This is a genomic window from Clostridiales bacterium (assembly GCA_025757645.1).
Taxonomy (GTDB): Bacteria; Bacillota; Clostridia; order Oscillospirales; family Oscillospiraceae; genus CAG-103.
In genome coordinates this window covers 16,053-33,617 of sequence record CP107216.1, presented here as the reverse complement: position 1 = coordinate 33,617, position 17,565 = coordinate 16,053, and the positions used below count along the sequence as shown (strand labels likewise).

Below are 17,565 nucleotides of genomic sequence, written 5' to 3'. Positions count from 1 at the left end.
TCCGATCTATCCCCCCTGGCCGCCGCACTCCGGCGGCCGGGGCATCCCCATGTAAGGAGCTGTCTATGGAACCGCGTCTCGGTATCTATATCCATATCCCGTTTTGCGCGAGCAAGTGCGGCTACTGCGATTTTTATTCCTGCGCCGGCGCGGCCGACCGCATGGCGGACTATCAGCACGCCCTGCTCGAGCACATCGAAGAGAGCGCCGGGCGCATCGCCCCGGCGTACATCGACACGGTGTATTTTGGCGGCGGCACGCCGAGCTTTTACGGCGCGGCGCGCCTCATCGAGCTGCTCGACGCCGTCAAGGCCACCGGCCGCCTGCTCAAGCGCGCGGAGGTGACGGTCGAGGTCAATCCGGACAGCGTCCGCCTGCACGACCTGCGCGCCCTGCACAAGGCGGGCTTCAACCGCCTGAGCATCGGCATGCAGTCGGCCAACAATGATATCCTGAAAATGATCGGCCGCCGCCACAGCTTCCACCAGGTGGAGATGGCCGTGAAAAATGCCCGCACCGCCGGGTTTGACAACGTCAGCCTCGATCTCATCTACGGCCTGCCCAGCCAGACCCGCAGCGACTGGGCGGACACGCTCGCCAAGGCGATCGCCCTGCGCCCGGAGCACATCTCCGGCTACGGGCTCAAGCTCGAGGAGGGCACGCCCATGTACGAGCTGAAGGATTCGCCCCTCATCCCGTCGGACGACGAGCAGGCGGACATGTACCTGTGCATGGTCGATGAGCTGCGGCGCTACGGCTATGAACAGTATGAGATCTCGAATTTCAGCATACCGGGCTATGAATCCCGGCATAATCTGAAGTACTGGCAGCTCGACGACTATATGGGCTTCGGCCCGGGCGCGCACTCGTGCATCGGCCGCACGCGCTACAGCTATGTGCGCGACCTCGACCGCTACATCGCGGGCGTCCTCCACGGCGAGGACATGATCGACGAGTACGAGACCATCGGCGATTTCGAGCGCGCGGCGGAGTATCTCATGCTCGGTATGCGCACCGTGCACGGCGTGTCGCGCGCGGAGTATGCGCGGCTGTACCGCAGCGATTTTTCCGGCATCGCGCAGCAGTTGGAAACGTTCGTCCGTTCCGGCTGGGCCGTCGCGGACGGGGAGCGCTGGCACTTCACGCCGGCGGGCTTTCTCATCTCGAACGTGCTCATCGGCAAGCTCCTCGAGGCGCAGACCGAGCGCAAGGCCGAGCACAACCCGTGGATGAAGCCGCAGATCGAACGGCAGCCCCGCGCCAAGCTCCCGCCCAGCGAGGCGGAAGCGTTCCGCAATACATATCTGAATAATCCGATTTTGACAGGGAAAGACAGGGATTCGAGTAAATGAAACTCAACGGCAACACTTCCAAGCGCAGCGCGGCCGCTCGCCGCGAGGCGGCGGATTTCGCAGCGCAGGAGCGCTCGGCACACCGCAGCGGCGCCAACCGTTCCGCACAGAGCGAGGCGGCTGCCCGCCGCACCGCCGCGCCGAAGCAGGCGGCGGCCCAGCGCCCGCCCGTGCCCCGGCAGGAGCAGCCGGCGCGCCGCGGCGCGCCCGACGCCCGGCAGCAGCCGGCGCCCAAAGAGAAAAAACCGCGCGGCCGCGGCGGCCGGATCGCCGTGCGCGTCGTGCTCATCGTGCTGGCCGTCCTCGTGGCGGCGGGTGCCGTCGGCATGGTGCTCGTGGCGAAAAAGAGCGCCATTTTCCCGAACGTCTCTGTCTGCGGCACGGACGTCGGCGGCATGACGCAGTCCGCCGCGGTGGACGCCATCCGCGCCGCCGGCTGGGACGATACGAGCGCCCCGGTGCTCACCATGACCTTCCCCGGCAACCGGTCCATCACCGTCACCGCGACGGAGATCGGCTTTGACGCCACGCCCGATGCCGCTGCCGAGACGGCCTATGCCTACGGCCGCAGCGGCAATGTGTTCACCAACTTCTTCACGTGGCTGCGCTGCGCCTTCAAGGGGCATGACGTCGCCTCGGACAACCTTGCCGACATGGACGCCGACGCCCTGCGCACGCGCATCGAGCGCGAGGCCGCCGAGATCAACGTCAGCCTCTCCGCCGGCAGCATCGAGATCGACGAGGCGCACAGCGCCATCCTTGTCGTCAAGGGCGCGAGTATGATCACGCTCGACCCCGCTGCCGTCGCCGACCGCGTGCTCAGCGACATCCGCGCCGGCAAGTTCGGCACGTCGGCCTACCCGGTCGACATGAGCGGCGATGACAAGATGACGCTGCAGGAGCTGCACGACGCCGTCTGCGGCGACCCGGTCAACGCAGGCTACGACCCCGAGACCCAGTCCGCCACCGAGAGCAAGGTCGGTATCCAGTTTGACGTGGCCGCCGCCCAGCCCCTGTGGGACGCGGCCGCCAACGGCGATACCGTCACCATCCCGGCCACGCTCACGCAGCCCGAGATGACGCAGGAGCGCCTGCAGCAGCACCTCCTGGCCGACAAGCTCGCCACGAAGACCACCTCGCTCTCCGGCAGCAGCAGCAACCGCATCACGAACGTGAAGCTCGCCGCCGAGAAGATCAACGGCGTCATTCTCCAGCCCGGCCAGACGTTTTCGTATAACGACGTCGTCGGCCAGCGCACGAAGGCCAACGGCTTCAAGGAGGCCGGCGCTTATTCCAACGGCCAGGTCGTGCAGGAGGTCGGCGGCGGCATCTGCCAGGTGTCGTCCACGCTGTACTACTGCGCCATGGTCTCGAACCTCAAGATCAACACCCGCACCTGCCACTACTTCCCCGTGGCCTATATCGAGCCCGGCATGGACGCCGCGGTCAGCTGGGGCGGGCCGGAGTTCAAATTTACGAACAACCGCGACTATCCGATCGAGATCAAGGCGTATGTCCAAAACGGCAGCGTCACGGTCGAGATCTGGGGCACGGATGTGGACGGCAGCTATGTCAAGATGAGCTACACGTCCGAGGGCCTGCGCGCCACGACCTACCGCACGGTCTACGATAAGGACGGCAAGCAGATCAGCCATACGCTCGAGGCCAACAGCACCTACCATTCGCACGACACCACGCCGAAGCCGACGCCCACCCCCAGCACCGCGCCGAAGCCGACGCCCACCCCCACGCCGCAGCCGCAGCCGACGCCATATCCGTCCGTCTACGACCCCGGTGACGCCGGTGAAGACTAATACAGAGGAGAATGCAGTATGAGCAAAGGAAAGTTTTATATCACGACCCCAATTTATTACCCTTCGGACAAACTGCACATCGGCCACACCTACTGCACGGTTGCGACCGATGCGATCGCGCGCTACAAGCGCATGTGCGGCTATGACGTCATGTTCCTGACCGGCACGGACGAGCACGGCCAGAAGATCGAGGAGAAGGCCGAGGCTGCCGGCGTCACGCCCAAGCAGTTCGTGGACAACATCGTCGAAGGCCCCGGCGGCGTGCGTGCGCTGTGGAAGCTGATGAACATCTCCAACGACCGCTTCATCCGCACGACGGACGACTATCATGTCGAGGCCGTGCAGCGCATCTTCAAGAAGATGTACGACAAGGGCGATATCTATAAGGGCAAGTATTCCGGCATGTACTGCACGCCGTGCGAGAGCTTCTGGACCGAGAGCCAGCTCGTCGACGGCAAGTGCCCGGACTGCGGCCGCGAGGTGCACTATGCCGAGGAGGAGGCGTACTTCTTCCGCCTGTCGAAGTATGCCGAGCCCGTGCGCGAGCTGCTGCTCAGCGGCACGTTCCTCGAGCCTGCCAGCCGCGTCAACGAGATGATCAAAAACTTCATCGACCCCGGCCTGGAAGATCTGTGCGTGTCGCGCACGAGCTTCACGTGGGGCATCCCGGTCGATTTTGACCCCGGCCACGTCGTCTACGTCTGGGTCGACGCGCTGTTCAACTACTGCACGGCCCTCGGCTTCCTGAACGACAAGTACGACGATTACGAGAAGTTCTGGCCCGCCGACGTGCACATGGTCGGCAAGGAGATCGTGCGCTTCCACTCCATCATCTGGCCGGCTATGCTCATGAGCATGGGCATGCCCCTGCCGAAGAAGGTCTTTGGCCACGGCTGGCTGCTGCTCGGCGGCGGCAAGATGTCGAAGTCGAAGGGCAACGTCGTCGACCCCGTCTTGCTCGCCGAGCGCTACGGTGTGGACGCGCTGCGCTATTACCTCCTGCGCGAGTTCCCGCTTGGCAGTGACGGCAACTTCTCCAACGAACTGCTCATCTCCCGCATCAATACCGACCTCGCCAACGACCTCGGCAACCTCCTGAGCCGCACCGTCGCCATGGTCATCAAGTACTTCGGCGGCACGCTCCCGGCCGAGCGCGAGCACGATGCGCTCGACGATGAGCTCATCGCCATGGCATCCTCCCTGCGTGAGACGTATGCCGGCTATATGGACAATTTCGGCACGCAGCAGGCGCTCATCGAGGTGTTCAAGGTCATTTCCCGCGCCAATAAGTATATCGACGAGACGGCGCCCTGGGTCCTCGCCAAGGACGAGAGCAGGCGCGCGCGCCTGGCCACGGTGCTGTATAACCTGCTCGAGACGCTGCGCATCACCGTCACGCTGCTGCTGCCCTTCATGCCCGACAGCTGCGCGAAAGCCTTCACGCAGATCGGCGCCGCGGCAGAGCAGACCACGTGGGACAATGCCGCCGTCTGGGGCGTGCTGCCCGCGGACGTCACGGTGCACAAGGGCGAGACGCTCTTCCCGCGCATCGACATGGCCAAGGAACTCGCCGAGCTCGAGGCACTCAAGGCCGCGAAGGAAGCGGCCGCCGCGCCGAAGTCTGCGCCTGTGCTGCCGGATGTGACGATTGACGACTTTTCCAAGTGCGACATGCGCGTGTGCAAGGTCCTCAAGTGCGAGCCGGTGAAAAAGTCCGATAAGCTCCTGTGCTTCACGCTCGACGACGGCAGCGGCACCGACCGGCAGATCCTCTCCGGCATCGCCAAGTACTACCGCCCCGAGGAGCTCGTCGGCAAGACCGTCGTGGCAATCCTGAACCTGCCGCCGCGCAAGATGATGGGCATGGCCTCCAACGGCATGCTCCTCTCGGCCGAGAAGGACGGCAAGCTCAACCTGCTCATGCTCGATGACAGCGTGCCCGCCGGCGCGCAGCTTTGCTGAGCGGCCGCACCCCTGCACGTTTCCGGGAAGGCTCGCTCGGCGGGCCTTCCCGTTTTTCCCGCGGCGTGCGGAACATTTTCCGCGCCCGGCCGTCAAGCCCTTCGTAATCTCCCGTACATAAAGGAGGAGTCGCCTCTTGAAGCTGTTTTCCTCGCCGCCGCGCCCCACGGGCACGCAGCGGCCCGCTTCCGATACCGCCCAGCAGCGCCCGACACAGCAGCACCCGGCCCAGCAGCGCCCGACACAGCAGCGCCCGGCCCAGCAGCGTCCGGCGCCGCAGCGTCCGGCGCCGCAGCGCCCCGCCCAGCAGCGTCCGGCGCAGCAGGCTTATGCCAGCCAGTGGACGGATGACGCCGCCCGGCCGCGCCGCAGCGCGCCGGATGCCCGCCGCCGCCCGCCGCAGGCCGCCCCGGCCGCGGCCGGCAAGCACGGCCGCAAGGCGAAAAAGGCCAAAAAGCCGAAGAAGAAAAAGAGCCTCGGCCGCCGGCTGCTCATTTTGTTCCTCGTGCTGGCCATCCTGGCCGGATTGTATCTGACGGCGGTCTATTCCGACATTCCGTTCATCGCCAAGTGGCGCACGGCCTATATCCAGACGGCCATGAACACGCTCAGCCACCAGTGGCTGGCCACGGCGTTCATCCCACGCAGCGTCATTGACAAGGTCCTCGCCGAAATGGAGGCAGCCAGGGAGGCGCAGATCGGCATCAACAGCGAGTGGGACGAAGGCGAGTCCGAGTCCCGCAACCCGACGCTCACGAACACCAAGGGCATGAGCAAGGAAGAGATCGCGTTTTACAACCTCTTCTGGGAGGTCAATGTGCCGAGCATGCAGGCGTATGTCAAGGAGCATCCCGACGCCCTCGCCGCCGGCTGGAGCCGCATCAACATCGACAAGTCCGCCCTCACGGCTGACGGCACCAGCATCCGCACCATCCAGGGCGAGCAGGTGCTTGCGATCGACGCGCGCAACAAGATCCTCATCGCGCGCGTGAAAGGCAGCACTTACCGCGGCGTGCTCGTTATTATGAAAGACCCGTCGCGCCTGAGTCTGCAGGCCGCGTCCACGCTCGGCAGCGTCGGCCAGGTCTGTGGCAAGATCGCCGAGGCCCACGGCGGCGTCATCGGCATGACCGGCTCGGGCTTCATCGACCCGGGCGGCACCGGCAACGGCGGTACCCTCGCGGGCTACGCCATGTGCAACGGCAAGTCCTACGGCAGCCATATGGGCTACGGCTATAAGCGCCTCGAGCTGCATAAGGACAACCGCATCTACATCCGCGACAGCGATTCCTCGGTCTCGCCCGACACGACGGACGCGGTCGAGTTCTCGCCCGCCATGATCATCGACGGGGAGACGGTCGTCAACGCCCGCAGCGGCTTCTCCGACCTGCAGCCGCGCGCCTGCCTCGGCCAGTCGAAGTACGGCGAGATCATCGCCCTGCTCGTCGAGGGCCGGCTCACGACGTCGGTCGGCATCAGCGTGCCGGACTGCGCGGCCATCATGACCAAGCACGACTGCATGCAGGCCATGAACCTCGACGGCGGCACCAGCGCCATGATCTGGTACAAGGGCAAGTACATCATGCGCAGCTCCAACCCCGCGCTCACCGCCGGGCGCACGCTGCCGAACGCTTTCGTCTACACCGGAAATTAACGCTGCGGCGACCGGACAGCCCCAACAGCCTCGCAGAGTTTGACACACGCAAGCGTCCCTGACCGCCGGTCAGGGACGTTTGTGCGCAATGCGCAAAAGATTTCCCGAAAAACGGGTGCAGATTCGTGAAAATGGGGCTTGCAATCCGGCGCGGGAAGTGGTAGAGTAACACCATCGAGAAACCGATGACCGAGAGGAGTACCCATTCACGAAGCTTTCAGAGAGCAGCGGACGGTGGAAGCGCTGCAGCGGACGGGTGGCGAATGGACTCGTGAGGGCAAACCGATTGCAGCAGCATGAGGGGCGACGGTGGCCGCGGCCGTTATCCGGCGGAGCGTATGATCGTACGTGCAAAGTGGGCGCATGAGCGCCAACATGGGTGGCACCGCAGGAGTTACAGTCTTGTCCCATGAAACGGATGGAACCGTTTCGTGGACGAGGCTTTTTTTATTGCTCAAATCACCGCAGGAGGGATGCAGATGACCCGCAAAACCAGACGATGGCGTGGCGGCCGGAGAATTTTTGCCGCGTCAGACCGTATCCGAACAGTTCAAAACCAACCGCTTTCAATATAGAAGGAGAATATACTATGAATCAGACTTTCCAGAAGATCGTCGGCGGCGTGCTCGCCGTCACCGCGCTCATGGGCCTGTCCGCCTGCGGCAGCAAGACCGAGGACACCAAGGCCGATGGCAAGACCTATAAGGTCGGCATCGTGCAGTTTGTGGACGATGCGTCCCTCAACCAGATCGAGGCGGCCATCGAGGCCGAGCTCGACGCGAAGGCCACGGAGCTGGGCGTGAAGTTCGACTACACGCTCTACAACGGCCAGGCCGACGGCACGACGCTCAACCAGATCGGCGCCGAGCTCGTCAGCAAGGGCGTGGACCTCATCGTCCCGATCGCAACGCCGGCCGTGAAGATCATGCAGTCCGCTACCGAGGACACCGAGATCCCCATCGTTTTTTCCGCCGTGTCTGACCCCGTCGGCGCCGGCATTGTTGATTCGCTCGACGCACCCGGCGGCCGCATCACCGGCACGAGCGACGCGCTCAATACCAAGGGCCTGCTCGACCTGATGCTCGCCCAGAACCCGGACACCAAGACCGTTGGCCTGCTCTACTCCAAGAGCGAGGATTCCTCCAAGCAGCCGATCGAGGACGCGAAGGCCTACCTCGAGGGCAAGGGCATCCGCTGCGTGGAAAAGACCGGCACCACCACCGATGAAGTCACCTCTGCCGTCGATGCGCTCATCGCCGAGAAGGTCGACGCCGTCTTTACCCCGACCGACAACACCATTATGACCGCTGAGCTCGCCATCTACGAGAAGTTCCTCAATGCCAAGATCCCGCAGTACTGCGGCGCGGACTCCTTCGCGCTCAACGGCGCGTTCGTCGGCTACGGTGTGGATTACACCAAGCTCGGCACGATCACGGCCGACATGGTCGTGCAGGTGCTCGTTGACGGCAAAGACCCCGCCACGCTGCCCGTGACCACGTTCGATAACGGCATCGCCATGATCAACACCGAAAGCTGCGCCGCCCTCGGCTACGACCTCGCGGCCGTGAAGCAGGCGTTTGACGGCAAGTGCAGCTCCGTGCTCGAGACGACCACGCAGCAGAATTTTGACTGATATCTGACATCCCGAAGGAGGGAGTTCCATGCTGACCGTTTTGCAGACGGCGCTCGAGGTCGGCCTCATTTACGGCCTCGTCGCGCTGGCGCTGTTCATCAGCTTTTCCATCCTGAATATCGCCGACCTGTCCACGGACGGGTGCTTCACGCTCGGCTGCGCCGTGGGCGCCATGCTCACCATCGCCGGCCACCCGATCCTTGCGCTGTTCGCGGCCATGGCGGCGGGCATGCTCTCGGGCTACATCACGGCCTTTTTGCAGACGCGCCTCGGCGTTGAGAGCATCCTCGCCGGCATCATCTCGAACACCGGCCTCTACACGATCAACCTCGCGGTCATGGGCTTTTCGTCCAACGTGTCCATCACCGGGGTCGACACGGTGTTTTCGCTCTTCAAGGGCCTTGTCGGCGGGCAGTGGAGCCGGCTGATCCTGCTCGCGCTCATCGCGGCCGTGCTCGTGCTCGTGCTCATCCGCTTTTTCGGCACGTCCCTCGGCCTGTCCATCCGCGCCACGGGCGACAGTCTGGATATGGTCAGCGCTTCCTCCATCAATCCGAAAGCCACCATCACGATCGGCCTGTGCCTGGCCAACGCCCTCACGGCGCTGTCCGGCTGCCTGATCGGGGAATACAACAAGTTTTGCGACATCAACCTCGGCACCGGCATGGTCACGATCGCGCTGGCGAGCCTCATCATCGGCGAGGTCTTTGCCGGCCGCCGTGGCAGCGTGGGCAAGCGCGTCGTCTGCGTCGTGCTCGGCAGCATCGTCTACCGCTTCATCATCGCGCTGGCGCTGCGGCTGAACATCTCGGCCGAGTATTTCAAGCTCGTGTCCGCCGTCATCGTGGCCGTCGCCATCGCCGCGCCGAACATGAAGGACTACGTCCATCTGGCGAAGATCAAGTCCAACGCCCGCAAGCTGCGCGCCCTGTCCGGAAAGGGGGACGAGACCGATGCTTGAAGTTTCCCATATTTCCAAGACGTTCAACGCCGGCACCGTCAACGAGAAGCGCGCCCTGTCCGACCTCTCGCTCCGGCTGGCCAACGGGGAGTTTGCCACCATCGTCGGCTCGAACGGCGCCGGCAAGAGCACGCTCTTCAATGCCATCGCCGGTGTGTTTTACGTCGACGCCGGCACGATCACGCTCGACGGGCGGGACATCACGTTCCTGCCGTCGCACAAGCGCAGCCGCCGCATCGGCCACCTGTTCCAGGACCCGCTCAAGGGCACTGCGCCGCACATGACCATCGAGGAAAACCTCGCCGTGGCCTACCTCCGCTCGCCGGAAAAGCATAAGTCCTTCCGCCGCGTGACACGCCGCGACCGCGACTTTTTCCGTGACGCGCTCGCCCAGCTCGACATGGGGCTGGAGGACCGCATGAACACGCCCGTCGGCCTGCTCTCCGGCGGCCAGCGCCAGGCGCTGACGCTGCTCATGGCCACCATGGTCACGCCCGAGCTGCTGCTGCTCGACGAGCACACCGCCGCGCTCGACCCCGTCACGGCCGATAAGGTGCTCGCGCTCACGCGCAGCGTCGTGTCGGAGCGCAGCATCTCCTGCCTCATGATCACGCACAATATGCACCAGGCGCTCGAGCTCGGCACGCGCACGCTCATGATGGACGCCGGCCGCATCGTGCTTGATGTCTCCGGCCCGGAGCGCGCGGACATGACCGTGCAGGGCCTGCTCGACGCCTTCGCCGCCAAGGCGGGCGAGGCGTTTGATAACGACCGCGTCCTGCTGTCCACGGCCGAGGACAAGGCAAACTGAATTTCGGCATAGAAAAATCAGCCGCCCACCGGGCGGCTGATTTTTTTCACTTGTCGAAAACCCCATTCGGGGTTTCCGACAAAAGGTTTACAGTCTGCTGCGCGCATAATTTGCGCGCCGATGGCGCACAAATTCCACACTTGCAGCCTGAAAAGTATTTTTTCCGCCGTACATGCCGCCGGAAAAAATGATTGCATTTTCTTTGCCGCCTGCGGGCGGCAAACTCTGCGAGGCTTCTTCGCGGTTTAATAGAACGTGGCCACCGGTTCTTCCGGCTTTTCGACCTCCTGCACGGACTGCACCGTGAACACGGGGCCCTTGCGGCCATAGGCGCGGTGGAACTTGTAGTCCAGCCGGGCCGTGATGATGGCCCACTCGTCGTTGCGGATCTCGTCGGCGCGGTCCCACACACAGATGATGCCCGCGAACTGAATGTCCTGCACACAGCAGGTCATGATGTGCCGCCCGGCGATGAAGCAGCCCTTCGGCACGTTCTTGCGCACGAGGCAGCGGCACTTGACCTCGATGGTCTTGCCGTCGTACTTCTTCGGCTCCTCGGACATGTCGCGGTACCAGATGGCGAAGTCGCGGTCCTCGATCTCGACGACCGGGGCGTCAAGGTCGAACGGCAGCGGATCTTCAATGTCGTCGTACACGACCTTGCCGTCGGTGTATTCATACGCGATGTCGCACCGGCGGGAGATGGCGCGGATGACGCGGTGCATCTCCATGCGGTCCATGCTGTCGTTGTAGCGGTTGAGCACGACGAGCTCGGCGCTCTTGAGCTTGTCCACCGTGAGCTGGCGCATATTCGCGTTGTAGCTCAAAAACGACGTCGCGTCGCAAAACAGGAATTCCTGCGCGACCGCCCAGCCCTCCGGCAGGTTGCCGTAGAGTGAGTCGAGCATCCACATGCCGTTGTACTCCACGAGCACGCGCTCGGGGCGGATCTCGTCCTGCAGCGCCTTCAGGTGCTCGACCGTGAGGTCGGCCTCTTCGTCGATGTTGCGCACAAAGACGTTGCCGGCGCAGAACTTGTCCGGCTCGTAGACTTCCTCGCCCTCTTCACACAGCAGCAGCAGCGTGCGCTCGCCCTTGTGAAAGCGCTCGTCCTCGAGCGTCTCCTGAATGAATTTCGTCTTGCCGGCCTCCAGAAAGCCGGTGAACAGGTATACCGGCAGATCCGGCGCCTGCTGTTTCGTGTCAGCCAATGTGGAACAGCTCCTTCAGTGCATCCTCGGCCAGGTGCGACCCGATCACGCACACGCGGCCGGTGACCTGTGCGCTGCCGCGGCGGACGTCGGATTCGCCGGGCACGTAGTCAAAGTGGATCCAGCCGCCGTCGGTCGCAGGCACGATGCCCTTGGCGCGCAGCACGACGCCGTAGCGGTGCTCGTTGATGAGCGCGTCGAGCGCGGTGCGGATCTCGTCGTCGGTGTATTTGCGCGGCGTCTCGGTGCCCCAGCTCGTGAACACCTCGTCCGCGTGGTGGTGATGGTGGTGATGGCCGCAGCAGTGGTCATGGTCATGCTCGTCATGCTCGTGGTCATGCTCGTCGTGGTCATGATGATGCTCGTGCTCGTGTTCATCGTCATCATCGTCGTCATGGTGATGGTGATGGCCGCAGCAGCATTCGTGCTCGTCATCATCGTGATGGTGGTGATGGTGCTCGTGCTCGTCCTCGTCGTCCTCCTCGGCGGCCTCGGCCTTGAGGTGCTCGAGCTCGGCGGACAGCGTGTCGCGCCGCTCCATCGTTTCGAGGATCTGCTTGCCGTCCAGCTCCGTCCACGGCGTGGTCACGATCGTGGCGGTCGGGTTCTTTTCACGCAGCAGCGCCACGGCGGCGTCGAGCTTCTCGGGGCGGATACCCTCGGTACGCGAGAGGATGATGGCGCTCGCGTTCTCGACCTGGTTGTTGAAAAACTCGCCGAAGTTCTTCATGTACATCTTGCACTTGTTCGCGTCCACGACGGTCGTGAAGCCGTTGAGTACCAGCTCGTCGGACTGCACGCCCTGCACGGCGCGGATGACGTCGCTCAGCTTGCCGACGCCCGAGGGCTCAATGAGGATGCGGTCGGGGTGAAACTGGGTGAGCACCTTCTGCAGCGCGTCGGCAAAGTCGCCCACGAGGCTGCAGCAGATGCAGCCGGAGTTCATCTCATTGATCTGCACGCCGGAGTCCTTGAGGAAGCCGCCGTCGATGGCGATCTCGCCGAACTCGTTTTCGATCAGCACGATCTTTTCGCCCGTGTAGGCCTCGGCGATCAGTTTTTTGATGAGCGTGGTCTTGCCGGCGCCGAGAAAACCGGAGAAAATATCAATTTTTGTCATAAAAGAAAGCACTTCCTGTCTGGGAGCACGTGCCCCCGAAATTTTGTCCATTATTATAGCACGAAATTGTGAACGAAACAAGTCCGCCGCGTCGATGGGATGGCATTGCGTTTTTGCTGCCGCTGCGGTAAAATGACGGCATGAAACGAAGTGATTTTTGGACAACTGCAAAACGAAATTGGCGCGCGGCCATTTACCTGCTCGTGCTCACGGCACTGGCGGTCGTGCTCGTGGTCGTATGCGTCCGGCGCGGGCAGACCGCCGCGCAGCCCGAGCCCACGCCCCGCACGTCCGCTGCCGTCCAGAAGGATGCAGCGCAGACGCTGCTCGACGGCATGAGCACGCGTGAGAAGATCTGCCAGCTGCTCATCGTGCACCCCGAGACGCTCACGGACGGCGGCACCGTCACGGCCATGACGGATGACCTCGCCGCCGCGCTGCGCGACTATCCGGTCGGCGGCTTTCTGCTCTCGGCGGGCAACATGACCTCCGGCGAGCAGCTCCGGGCGCTCACGTCCGCGCTCTCATCTGCCTGCGCCACGGCCCCGCTCGTCACCGTGGACGAGGAGGGCGGCCGCGTCGCGCGCCTGATGAACACCGTCGGCACGACGAAATTAAACAGCATGTACAGCTACCGCAGTCTCGGCACGCAGGGCGCGTATGACAATGCCCAGACCCTCGCGCACGACATCGCGGCCTACGGCTTCAACACCGACTTTGCGCCCGTGGCCGATGTCTGGACGAACAAGCGCAGCAACGCCATCGGCGACCGCGCCTACAGCGATGATTATGACGAGGCGGCCACGCTCGTCTCCGCCGCCGTGCACGGCTTTCGTGACGCCGGGGTCATCTGCTGTCTGAAGCATTTCCCCGGCCACGGCAGTACGGCCACGGACTCGCACAACGGCGCCGCCACGGTCGATAAGACGCTCCCGCAGCTGCGGCAGGAGGACCTCAAGCCCTTCGTCTCCGGCATCGCCGCCGGGGCGGACATGGTCATGGTCGGCCACCTGACCGTGCCGACGATGGATGATGCGCCCGCGTCCCTCTCGCACAAGCTCGTCACGAACCTGCTGCGCTATGACCTCGGTTTCCGCGGCGTCATCGTCACGGACGGGCTGCAGATGCAGGCCCTCGCGCAGTATACCGACGGGGAGAAGGCCGTGCGCGCCCTCGCCGCCGGCAACGACATGCTGCTTGAGATCAGCGACGTGCCCGGTGCGGTCGCGGCCGTGGAGCAGGCGCTCGCAGACGGCACGCTCACGGCCGATGCGCTCGATGCGAGCGTGCTGCGCGTGCTGCAGCTCAAGCTCGCGCACGGCATCGTGCCGCTGCCGGAGACCGGCTGACACTCATGATTTTTTAAGAAAGGTGTGGTATCCTCATACTGGGCGCGGCCGGTCGGCCTGCCCCGCATCCTCCCTTTCTTTCTTCCCCCAACAGATCAGCCGCTGTCAAAGGACAGCGGCTGATCTATTATCATTTCCGGTTGTACCCCGGCGCAAAACGTGGTATCCTAAGCTATCATGACCAGAGAGGCGACCCGCATTGCAATTCGTTGACATTGAAAAGAAGGACGGCGGCGCGTTCCTGCACCGCTACGACCTGCACTATATCGACCGCACCGGCTGCCCGCGCACGTATGAGATGGTCAGCCGCGACCGGAATATCGACTCGCTCGAGCACCTGCAGCACCACCGCACGGACGCGGTCGTCATGGTGCTCACGGACGCTGCGCGCGAGCACATCGCGCTCATCCACGAGTTTCGCATGGAGCTCGGCCAGCGCATCTACGGCCTGCCCGGCGGCCTCATCGAGCCGGGGGAGACGCCCGAGCAGGCGGCCCGCCGCGAGCTGCGCGAGGAGACCGGCCTGCGCCTGACGGCCATCACGCACGTGCTGCCGCCGGCGGCGTGCACGGTCGGCATCGGCGACGAGCGCACGGTCTGCGTTTTCGGCACGGCGGAGGGGACGTTCCGCCCGAGCGCCGACCCCATGGAGGAGATCGAGTCGGCGTGGTATACGCGCGCGCAGGTGCGCGCCCTGCACGAGACGGACCTCTTCGGTTCCTGGGCGCTGGCCTATAGCTGGATGTTCGCAAACGGCTGCCTGCCGGGCGTCTGAAGGCACACAATTTTACGATTACGGAGCGATCATTATGTTTTTTTCGGAGATATATCAGCCGGGCGTCGCCGATTTCGACCCCAGCGGCAAGCTGGGGTATGAAGCGATCCTGCGCATTTTTGAAAACACGGCCAGCCGCCACTCCGACAGCTCGGGCGACGACATCATTGAGGAAAGCCGCAACGGCATCACCTGGGTGCTGACCGACTGGCGCGTCCAGATCGTGCGCCGGCCGGACAGCAAGGCGCCCCTGCGCGTCACGACCTGGGTGCGCGACAGCGTGCCCACCGGGCGCATCTTCCGCGACTATACGCTCGCGGACGAGAGCGGCACGGAGCTCGTGTGCGCCGAGTCGCGGCTCATTTTGTTCGACCTGCGCGCGCAGAAGATCATCCGCATCGACCAGCAGCGCTTCCGGTCCTATCTGCCGGAGACGCGCGGCGTGTTCGCGTCCGCCGCGCCGCGCCTGCGCGCGCCCGATACCTTTGACGGGGAGAAAACGCTGCCCCTGCGCCGCAGCGACATTGACTTCAACGGCCATGTACATAACACGAAGTATCTCGACTTTGCGCTCGAGGCCCTGCCGGACACCGTGCCGCGCGATGCGTTCACGGGCTTTCGCCTGGTCTATCCGAAGGCGGTCAAGGACGTGGATGCCGTCACGCTCAAATACACCCTGACGGACACCGGCCCCTTCGTGTGCGTCTACAGCGGCGACACGCTCTGCACGCTCATCCGCTTCGAGACATGAAGATACCCCCGCTGCATTTTTGCAGCGGGGGTATCTTCAGCTTTCTGCGAACCGGTCGACATACGCGCGCATCTCCTGCCGCGAGTCGATGCCGTGCACGCCCGCGATGAATGCGCGCTTTTCCTCGTCCGTGAGCGCCGAAAACTTTGCCAGCGCCTGCTGGTTGTGCACCAGCGCCATACCCAGCCCGACCGGGATGGCCGGCTGCGTGCCTGCTTTGTGCAAAGGTTTCACCTTCCTCTGTGTCCGGTTTCGGAGCGGGAGCTCCCTAACCATAGTATGGCACAGATGGAAAAATAGAATACATCAGCCCAGATCGAGCACCTGCCGCGCGGCGTAGCCATCGGCGCGTAGCGCGCCGTCGAGCAGCTCATAGCGCGTGATGTCCAGCCGCACCGCGTGCAGCATCGCGGGCATCTGCTGCAGCTGCTGCAGCTGCACGCCGCGTGCCTCGATCACGCTGCGGTATTCGTCGCTCAGCGGGTCGATGTACACGGCCGTGCCCGTCATCTGCAGCCCGGCGAGCGACGCCATGCCCGCGTAGCTGTCAAACACGGCGGCGGAGATCGCCCCGTTCCACCAGATGCCCTTGAACTTCAGTCCGCCCTCGGTAAGGATGTAGAGCCTGCCGTCCACGCGCAGGTATTCCAGCGGCGTGCACCTTACCCACTTGCCGCAGCCGGTCGCCAGCGCGAGCGTGTTGTGCGCCTCCAGAAAGGCGTCGATGCGCGCCTTGAGCGCGTCCGTCGGCATCGGGGCCTCCGGCGGGCAGAAGGCCTTGGCGATCAGCTCGGCCGCGGCGACGGTCTCGTCCTCGCCCTTCGGGCGGAAGGTCACGCGCTTTTGCAGCCCGGCGGTCACGACCGGGCCATCCTCGCCCGCGGTGACGGTGATGACGTTTGCGTACCCGCTCCAGTCGCGCGGGGCGCGCTCGGCGGGAAAGAGCTTGCAGTTGCCGATGACCGTGCCGAGGATGTAGGCCGTGCGGCGCGCGTCGGCGTCGTAGATGATGGCAGTGATGTTCATGGATCTGTTGCCTCCGGAAAAAATCAGAATAGAAGATAATGTGAGTATAACACGCAAAGAATGGATTGTAAAATCGAAAGCCGGATGTTACAATGAGAAAAAATCCGAAACAGAAACGAGGTCTTGCCATGCTCTGCCCGAAATGCGGCGCGCAGCTGTCTGACAGTGCCGTGATCTGCCGCGCCTGCGGCGCCATGCTGCCCGAGCAGCCCGTCGCCCCGAAAGCGCCGTACCCGCCGGCATCCCAGCCGGCCGAACCCACTGCGTCCGCGCAGCCCGCCGCCCCGCGCACCTGCACGAAATGCGGCGCGCCGCTCGATGACGGCGTTCGTTTTTGCACCAACTGCGGCGCACCCGCGCCGGAACCGTCTGCTCCGTCCGACACAACGCGATCCGCTTCCGCCGGCCCGGCACAGTCCGCACCGCCGCAGCAGGACACGGCGAACGCGTCCTACACCGGCGCGGCAGCTCCGTTCGGCCCGGGCATTTGCCCGCGCTGCGGAAGCCGGCTCGCGCCCGGCGCGCGTTTTTGCACCGTTTGCGGCATGCCCGCGCCCGAAGCGCCCCAGGGCCAGGCCGACTGGTATGCGCCTGCGCCCGGCGGCGGGGTCTCCTCGCCGGAGATCGGCCCGAAGCACAAGCCGAAGAAGCTGCTCATCGGTCTGCTGTGCGGCTTTGCCGCGCTGGTCGTGATCGTGGCGGTCGTGGCCGGCATTTTCGCTGCCCGTCAGGCGGGCGAGCCCAGCACGGCCGGCGGCGCGGAGGTGGACCGGCTCCTCGAGCGCTACTTCACGTATTTCAAGGCCGATGACACCGATGCCATGCTCGATCTCTTCCTGCCGGAGGTTATCACCTACATGCAGGACGACGATACCGCCGCCGGCCGCGAGGCCGCCCTCATCCAGCTCGACGACTGGTATTATGACTACGGCAAGGCCATCGATGATTATTACGTCTATGACGACGACAGTCTCGACGCCAGCGACGTGCGCGAGATCCAGCGCGAGCTCGGCGTGCGCATCGACGACAATGTCATCGTTGCCTGCGACGTGACGTATCAAAACGGGCAGGACAACGACTTTTATTTCGAGTTCGTCCAGGTCGACGGGCAGTGGTATCTGCTGTTTGTCGTGGAGTGATACTGCT

Annotated in this window: 16 protein-coding genes; 11 read left to right on the top strand and 5 right to left on the bottom strand. The window is 64.2% G+C overall.

Features of this window, described 5'->3' with window-relative positions; genetic code table 11:
- Positions 1-65: 65 nt before the first annotated feature.
- From hemW to OGM61_00160, 7 genes are all read left to right on the top strand, one after another.
- Positions 66-1,352 carry a radical SAM family heme chaperone HemW gene (gene hemW, locus OGM61_00190; GenBank protein UYI84522.1) on the top strand — a complete coding sequence of 429 codons (1,287 nt, stop codon included), beginning with the start codon at positions 66-68 and terminating at the stop codon, positions 1,350-1,352.
- Positions 1,349-3,166 carry a VanW family protein gene (locus OGM61_00185; GenBank protein UYI84521.1) on the top strand — a complete coding sequence of 606 codons (1,818 nt, stop codon included), beginning with the start codon at positions 1,349-1,351 and terminating at the stop codon, positions 3,164-3,166. Before hemW ends, OGM61_00185 begins: the two co-directional genes overlap by 4 nt.
- A gap of 18 nt (positions 3,167-3,184) precedes the next feature.
- Positions 3,185-5,128 carry a methionine--tRNA ligase gene (metG, locus tag OGM61_00180; protein UYI84520.1) on the top strand — a complete coding sequence of 648 codons (1,944 nt, stop codon included), beginning with the start codon at positions 3,185-3,187 and terminating at the stop codon, positions 5,126-5,128.
- A gap of 136 nt (positions 5,129-5,264) precedes the next feature.
- Positions 5,265-6,782 (top strand): phosphodiester glycosidase family protein, encoded by a 1,518-nt coding sequence (locus tag OGM61_00175; protein ID UYI84519.1) that lies wholly within the window; start codon positions 5,265-5,267, stop codon positions 6,780-6,782.
- Positions 6,783-7,371: 589 nt separating this feature from the next.
- Positions 7,372-8,415 (top strand): ABC transporter substrate-binding protein, encoded by a 1,044-nt coding sequence (locus OGM61_00170; protein ID UYI84518.1) that lies wholly within the window; start codon positions 7,372-7,374, stop codon positions 8,413-8,415.
- Between the two features lie 28 nt (positions 8,416-8,443).
- Positions 8,444-9,376, top strand: a complete 933-nt coding sequence (locus OGM61_00165) for an ABC transporter permease (protein UYI84517.1) — start codon at positions 8,444-8,446, stop codon at positions 9,374-9,376.
- Entirely contained in the window at positions 9,369-10,187 is an 819-nt protein-coding gene (locus OGM61_00160; protein UYI84516.1) for an ATP-binding cassette domain-containing protein, read from the top strand. The genes OGM61_00165 and OGM61_00160 overlap by 8 nt, the downstream gene beginning before the upstream one ends.
- A 17-nt stretch (positions 10,188-10,204) precedes the next feature.
- Here the strand turns inward: OGM61_00160 and OGM61_00155 are convergent, their stop codons facing one another.
- From OGM61_00155 to OGM61_00145, 3 genes are read right to left on the bottom strand one after another with little or no spacing between them, the layout of a single operon-like run.
- Entirely contained in the window at positions 10,205-10,384 is a 180-nt protein-coding gene (locus OGM61_00155) for a hypothetical protein (protein ID UYI84515.1), read from the bottom strand.
- Between the two features lie 48 nt (positions 10,385-10,432).
- On the bottom strand, positions 10,433-11,398 hold the full coding sequence (locus OGM61_00150; protein UYI84514.1) for a GTPase: 966 nt from the start codon (positions 11,396-11,398) through the stop codon (positions 10,433-10,435).
- Entirely contained in the window at positions 11,391-12,518 is a 1,128-nt protein-coding gene (locus OGM61_00145; GenBank protein ID UYI84513.1) for a CobW family GTP-binding protein, read from the bottom strand. The genes OGM61_00150 and OGM61_00145 overlap by 8 nt, the downstream gene beginning before the upstream one ends.
- Before the next feature lie 140 nt (positions 12,519-12,658).
- Here OGM61_00145 and OGM61_00140 point away from each other — a divergent pair, with 140 nt between their 5' ends.
- The 3 genes from OGM61_00140 to OGM61_00130 all read left to right on the top strand — a co-directional run bounded on the left by OGM61_00140 (position 12,659) and on the right by OGM61_00130 (position 15,393).
- Positions 12,659-13,867: a glycoside hydrolase family 3 gene (locus OGM61_00140; GenBank protein UYI84512.1), complete on the top strand. Its 1,209-nt coding sequence runs from the start codon at positions 12,659-12,661 to the stop codon at positions 13,865-13,867.
- Between the two features lie 199 nt (positions 13,868-14,066).
- A complete protein-coding gene (locus OGM61_00135; GenBank protein UYI84511.1) occupies positions 14,067-14,642 on the top strand; it encodes an NUDIX hydrolase in 576 nt (191 codons plus the stop codon).
- A 34-nt stretch (positions 14,643-14,676) separates the two neighbouring features.
- Positions 14,677-15,393 carry a thioesterase gene (locus tag OGM61_00130; GenBank protein UYI84510.1) on the top strand — a complete coding sequence of 239 codons (717 nt, stop codon included), beginning with the start codon at positions 14,677-14,679 and terminating at the stop codon, positions 15,391-15,393.
- 36 nt (positions 15,394-15,429) lie between these two features.
- On the opposite strand, the gene OGM61_00125 is transcribed toward OGM61_00130, so the two are convergent.
- A complete protein-coding gene (locus tag OGM61_00125; protein ID UYI84509.1) occupies positions 15,430-15,618 on the bottom strand; it encodes a hypothetical protein in 189 nt (62 codons plus the stop codon).
- Positions 15,619-15,699: 81 nt separating this feature from the next.
- Complete coding sequence (locus tag OGM61_00120; protein ID UYI84508.1) at positions 15,700-16,419, bottom strand: hypothetical protein; 720 nt, start codon at positions 16,417-16,419, stop codon at positions 15,700-15,702.
- 128 nt (positions 16,420-16,547) lie between these two features.
- Between OGM61_00120 and OGM61_00115 the strand changes: the two genes are divergently transcribed.
- On the top strand, positions 16,548-17,558 hold the full coding sequence (locus tag OGM61_00115; GenBank protein UYI84507.1) for a zinc ribbon domain-containing protein: 1,011 nt from the start codon (positions 16,548-16,550) through the stop codon (positions 17,556-17,558).
- Positions 17,559-17,565: the final 7 nt, after the last annotated feature.

Bases quoted from the DNA above. Each gene is read 5' to 3' on its own strand.
- OGM61_00160 (UYI84516.1), top strand. From the start codon at position 9,369: ATGCTTGAAGTTTCCCATATTTCCAAGACGTTCAACGCCGGCACCGTC.
- hemW (UYI84522.1), top strand. From the start codon at position 66: ATGGAACCGCGTCTCGGTATCTATATCCATATCCCGTTTTGCGCGAGC.
- OGM61_00165 (UYI84517.1), top strand. From the start codon at position 8,444: ATGCTGACCGTTTTGCAGACGGCGCTCGAGGTCGGCCTCATTTACGGC.
- OGM61_00170 (UYI84518.1), top strand. From the start codon at position 7,372: ATGAATCAGACTTTCCAGAAGATCGTCGGCGGCGTGCTCGCCGTCACC.
- OGM61_00185 (UYI84521.1), top strand. From the start codon at position 1,349: ATGAAACTCAACGGCAACACTTCCAAGCGCAGCGCGGCCGCTCGCCGC.
- OGM61_00120 (UYI84508.1), bottom strand. From the start codon at position 16,419: ATGAACATCACTGCCATCATCTACGACGCCGACGCGCGCCGCACGGCC.
- OGM61_00145 (UYI84513.1), bottom strand. From the start codon at position 12,518: ATGACAAAAATTGATATTTTCTCCGGTTTTCTCGGCGCCGGCAAGACC.
- OGM61_00155 (UYI84515.1), bottom strand. From the start codon at position 10,384: ATGCAATCATTTTTTCCGGCGGCATGTACGGCGGAAAAAATACTTTTC.
- OGM61_00115 (UYI84507.1), top strand. From the start codon at position 16,548: ATGCTCTGCCCGAAATGCGGCGCGCAGCTGTCTGACAGTGCCGTGATC.
- OGM61_00140 (UYI84512.1), top strand. From the start codon at position 12,659: ATGAAACGAAGTGATTTTTGGACAACTGCAAAACGAAATTGGCGCGCG.
- OGM61_00130 (UYI84510.1), top strand. From the start codon at position 14,677: ATGTTTTTTTCGGAGATATATCAGCCGGGCGTCGCCGATTTCGACCCC.
- metG (UYI84520.1), top strand. From the start codon at position 3,185: ATGAGCAAAGGAAAGTTTTATATCACGACCCCAATTTATTACCCTTCG.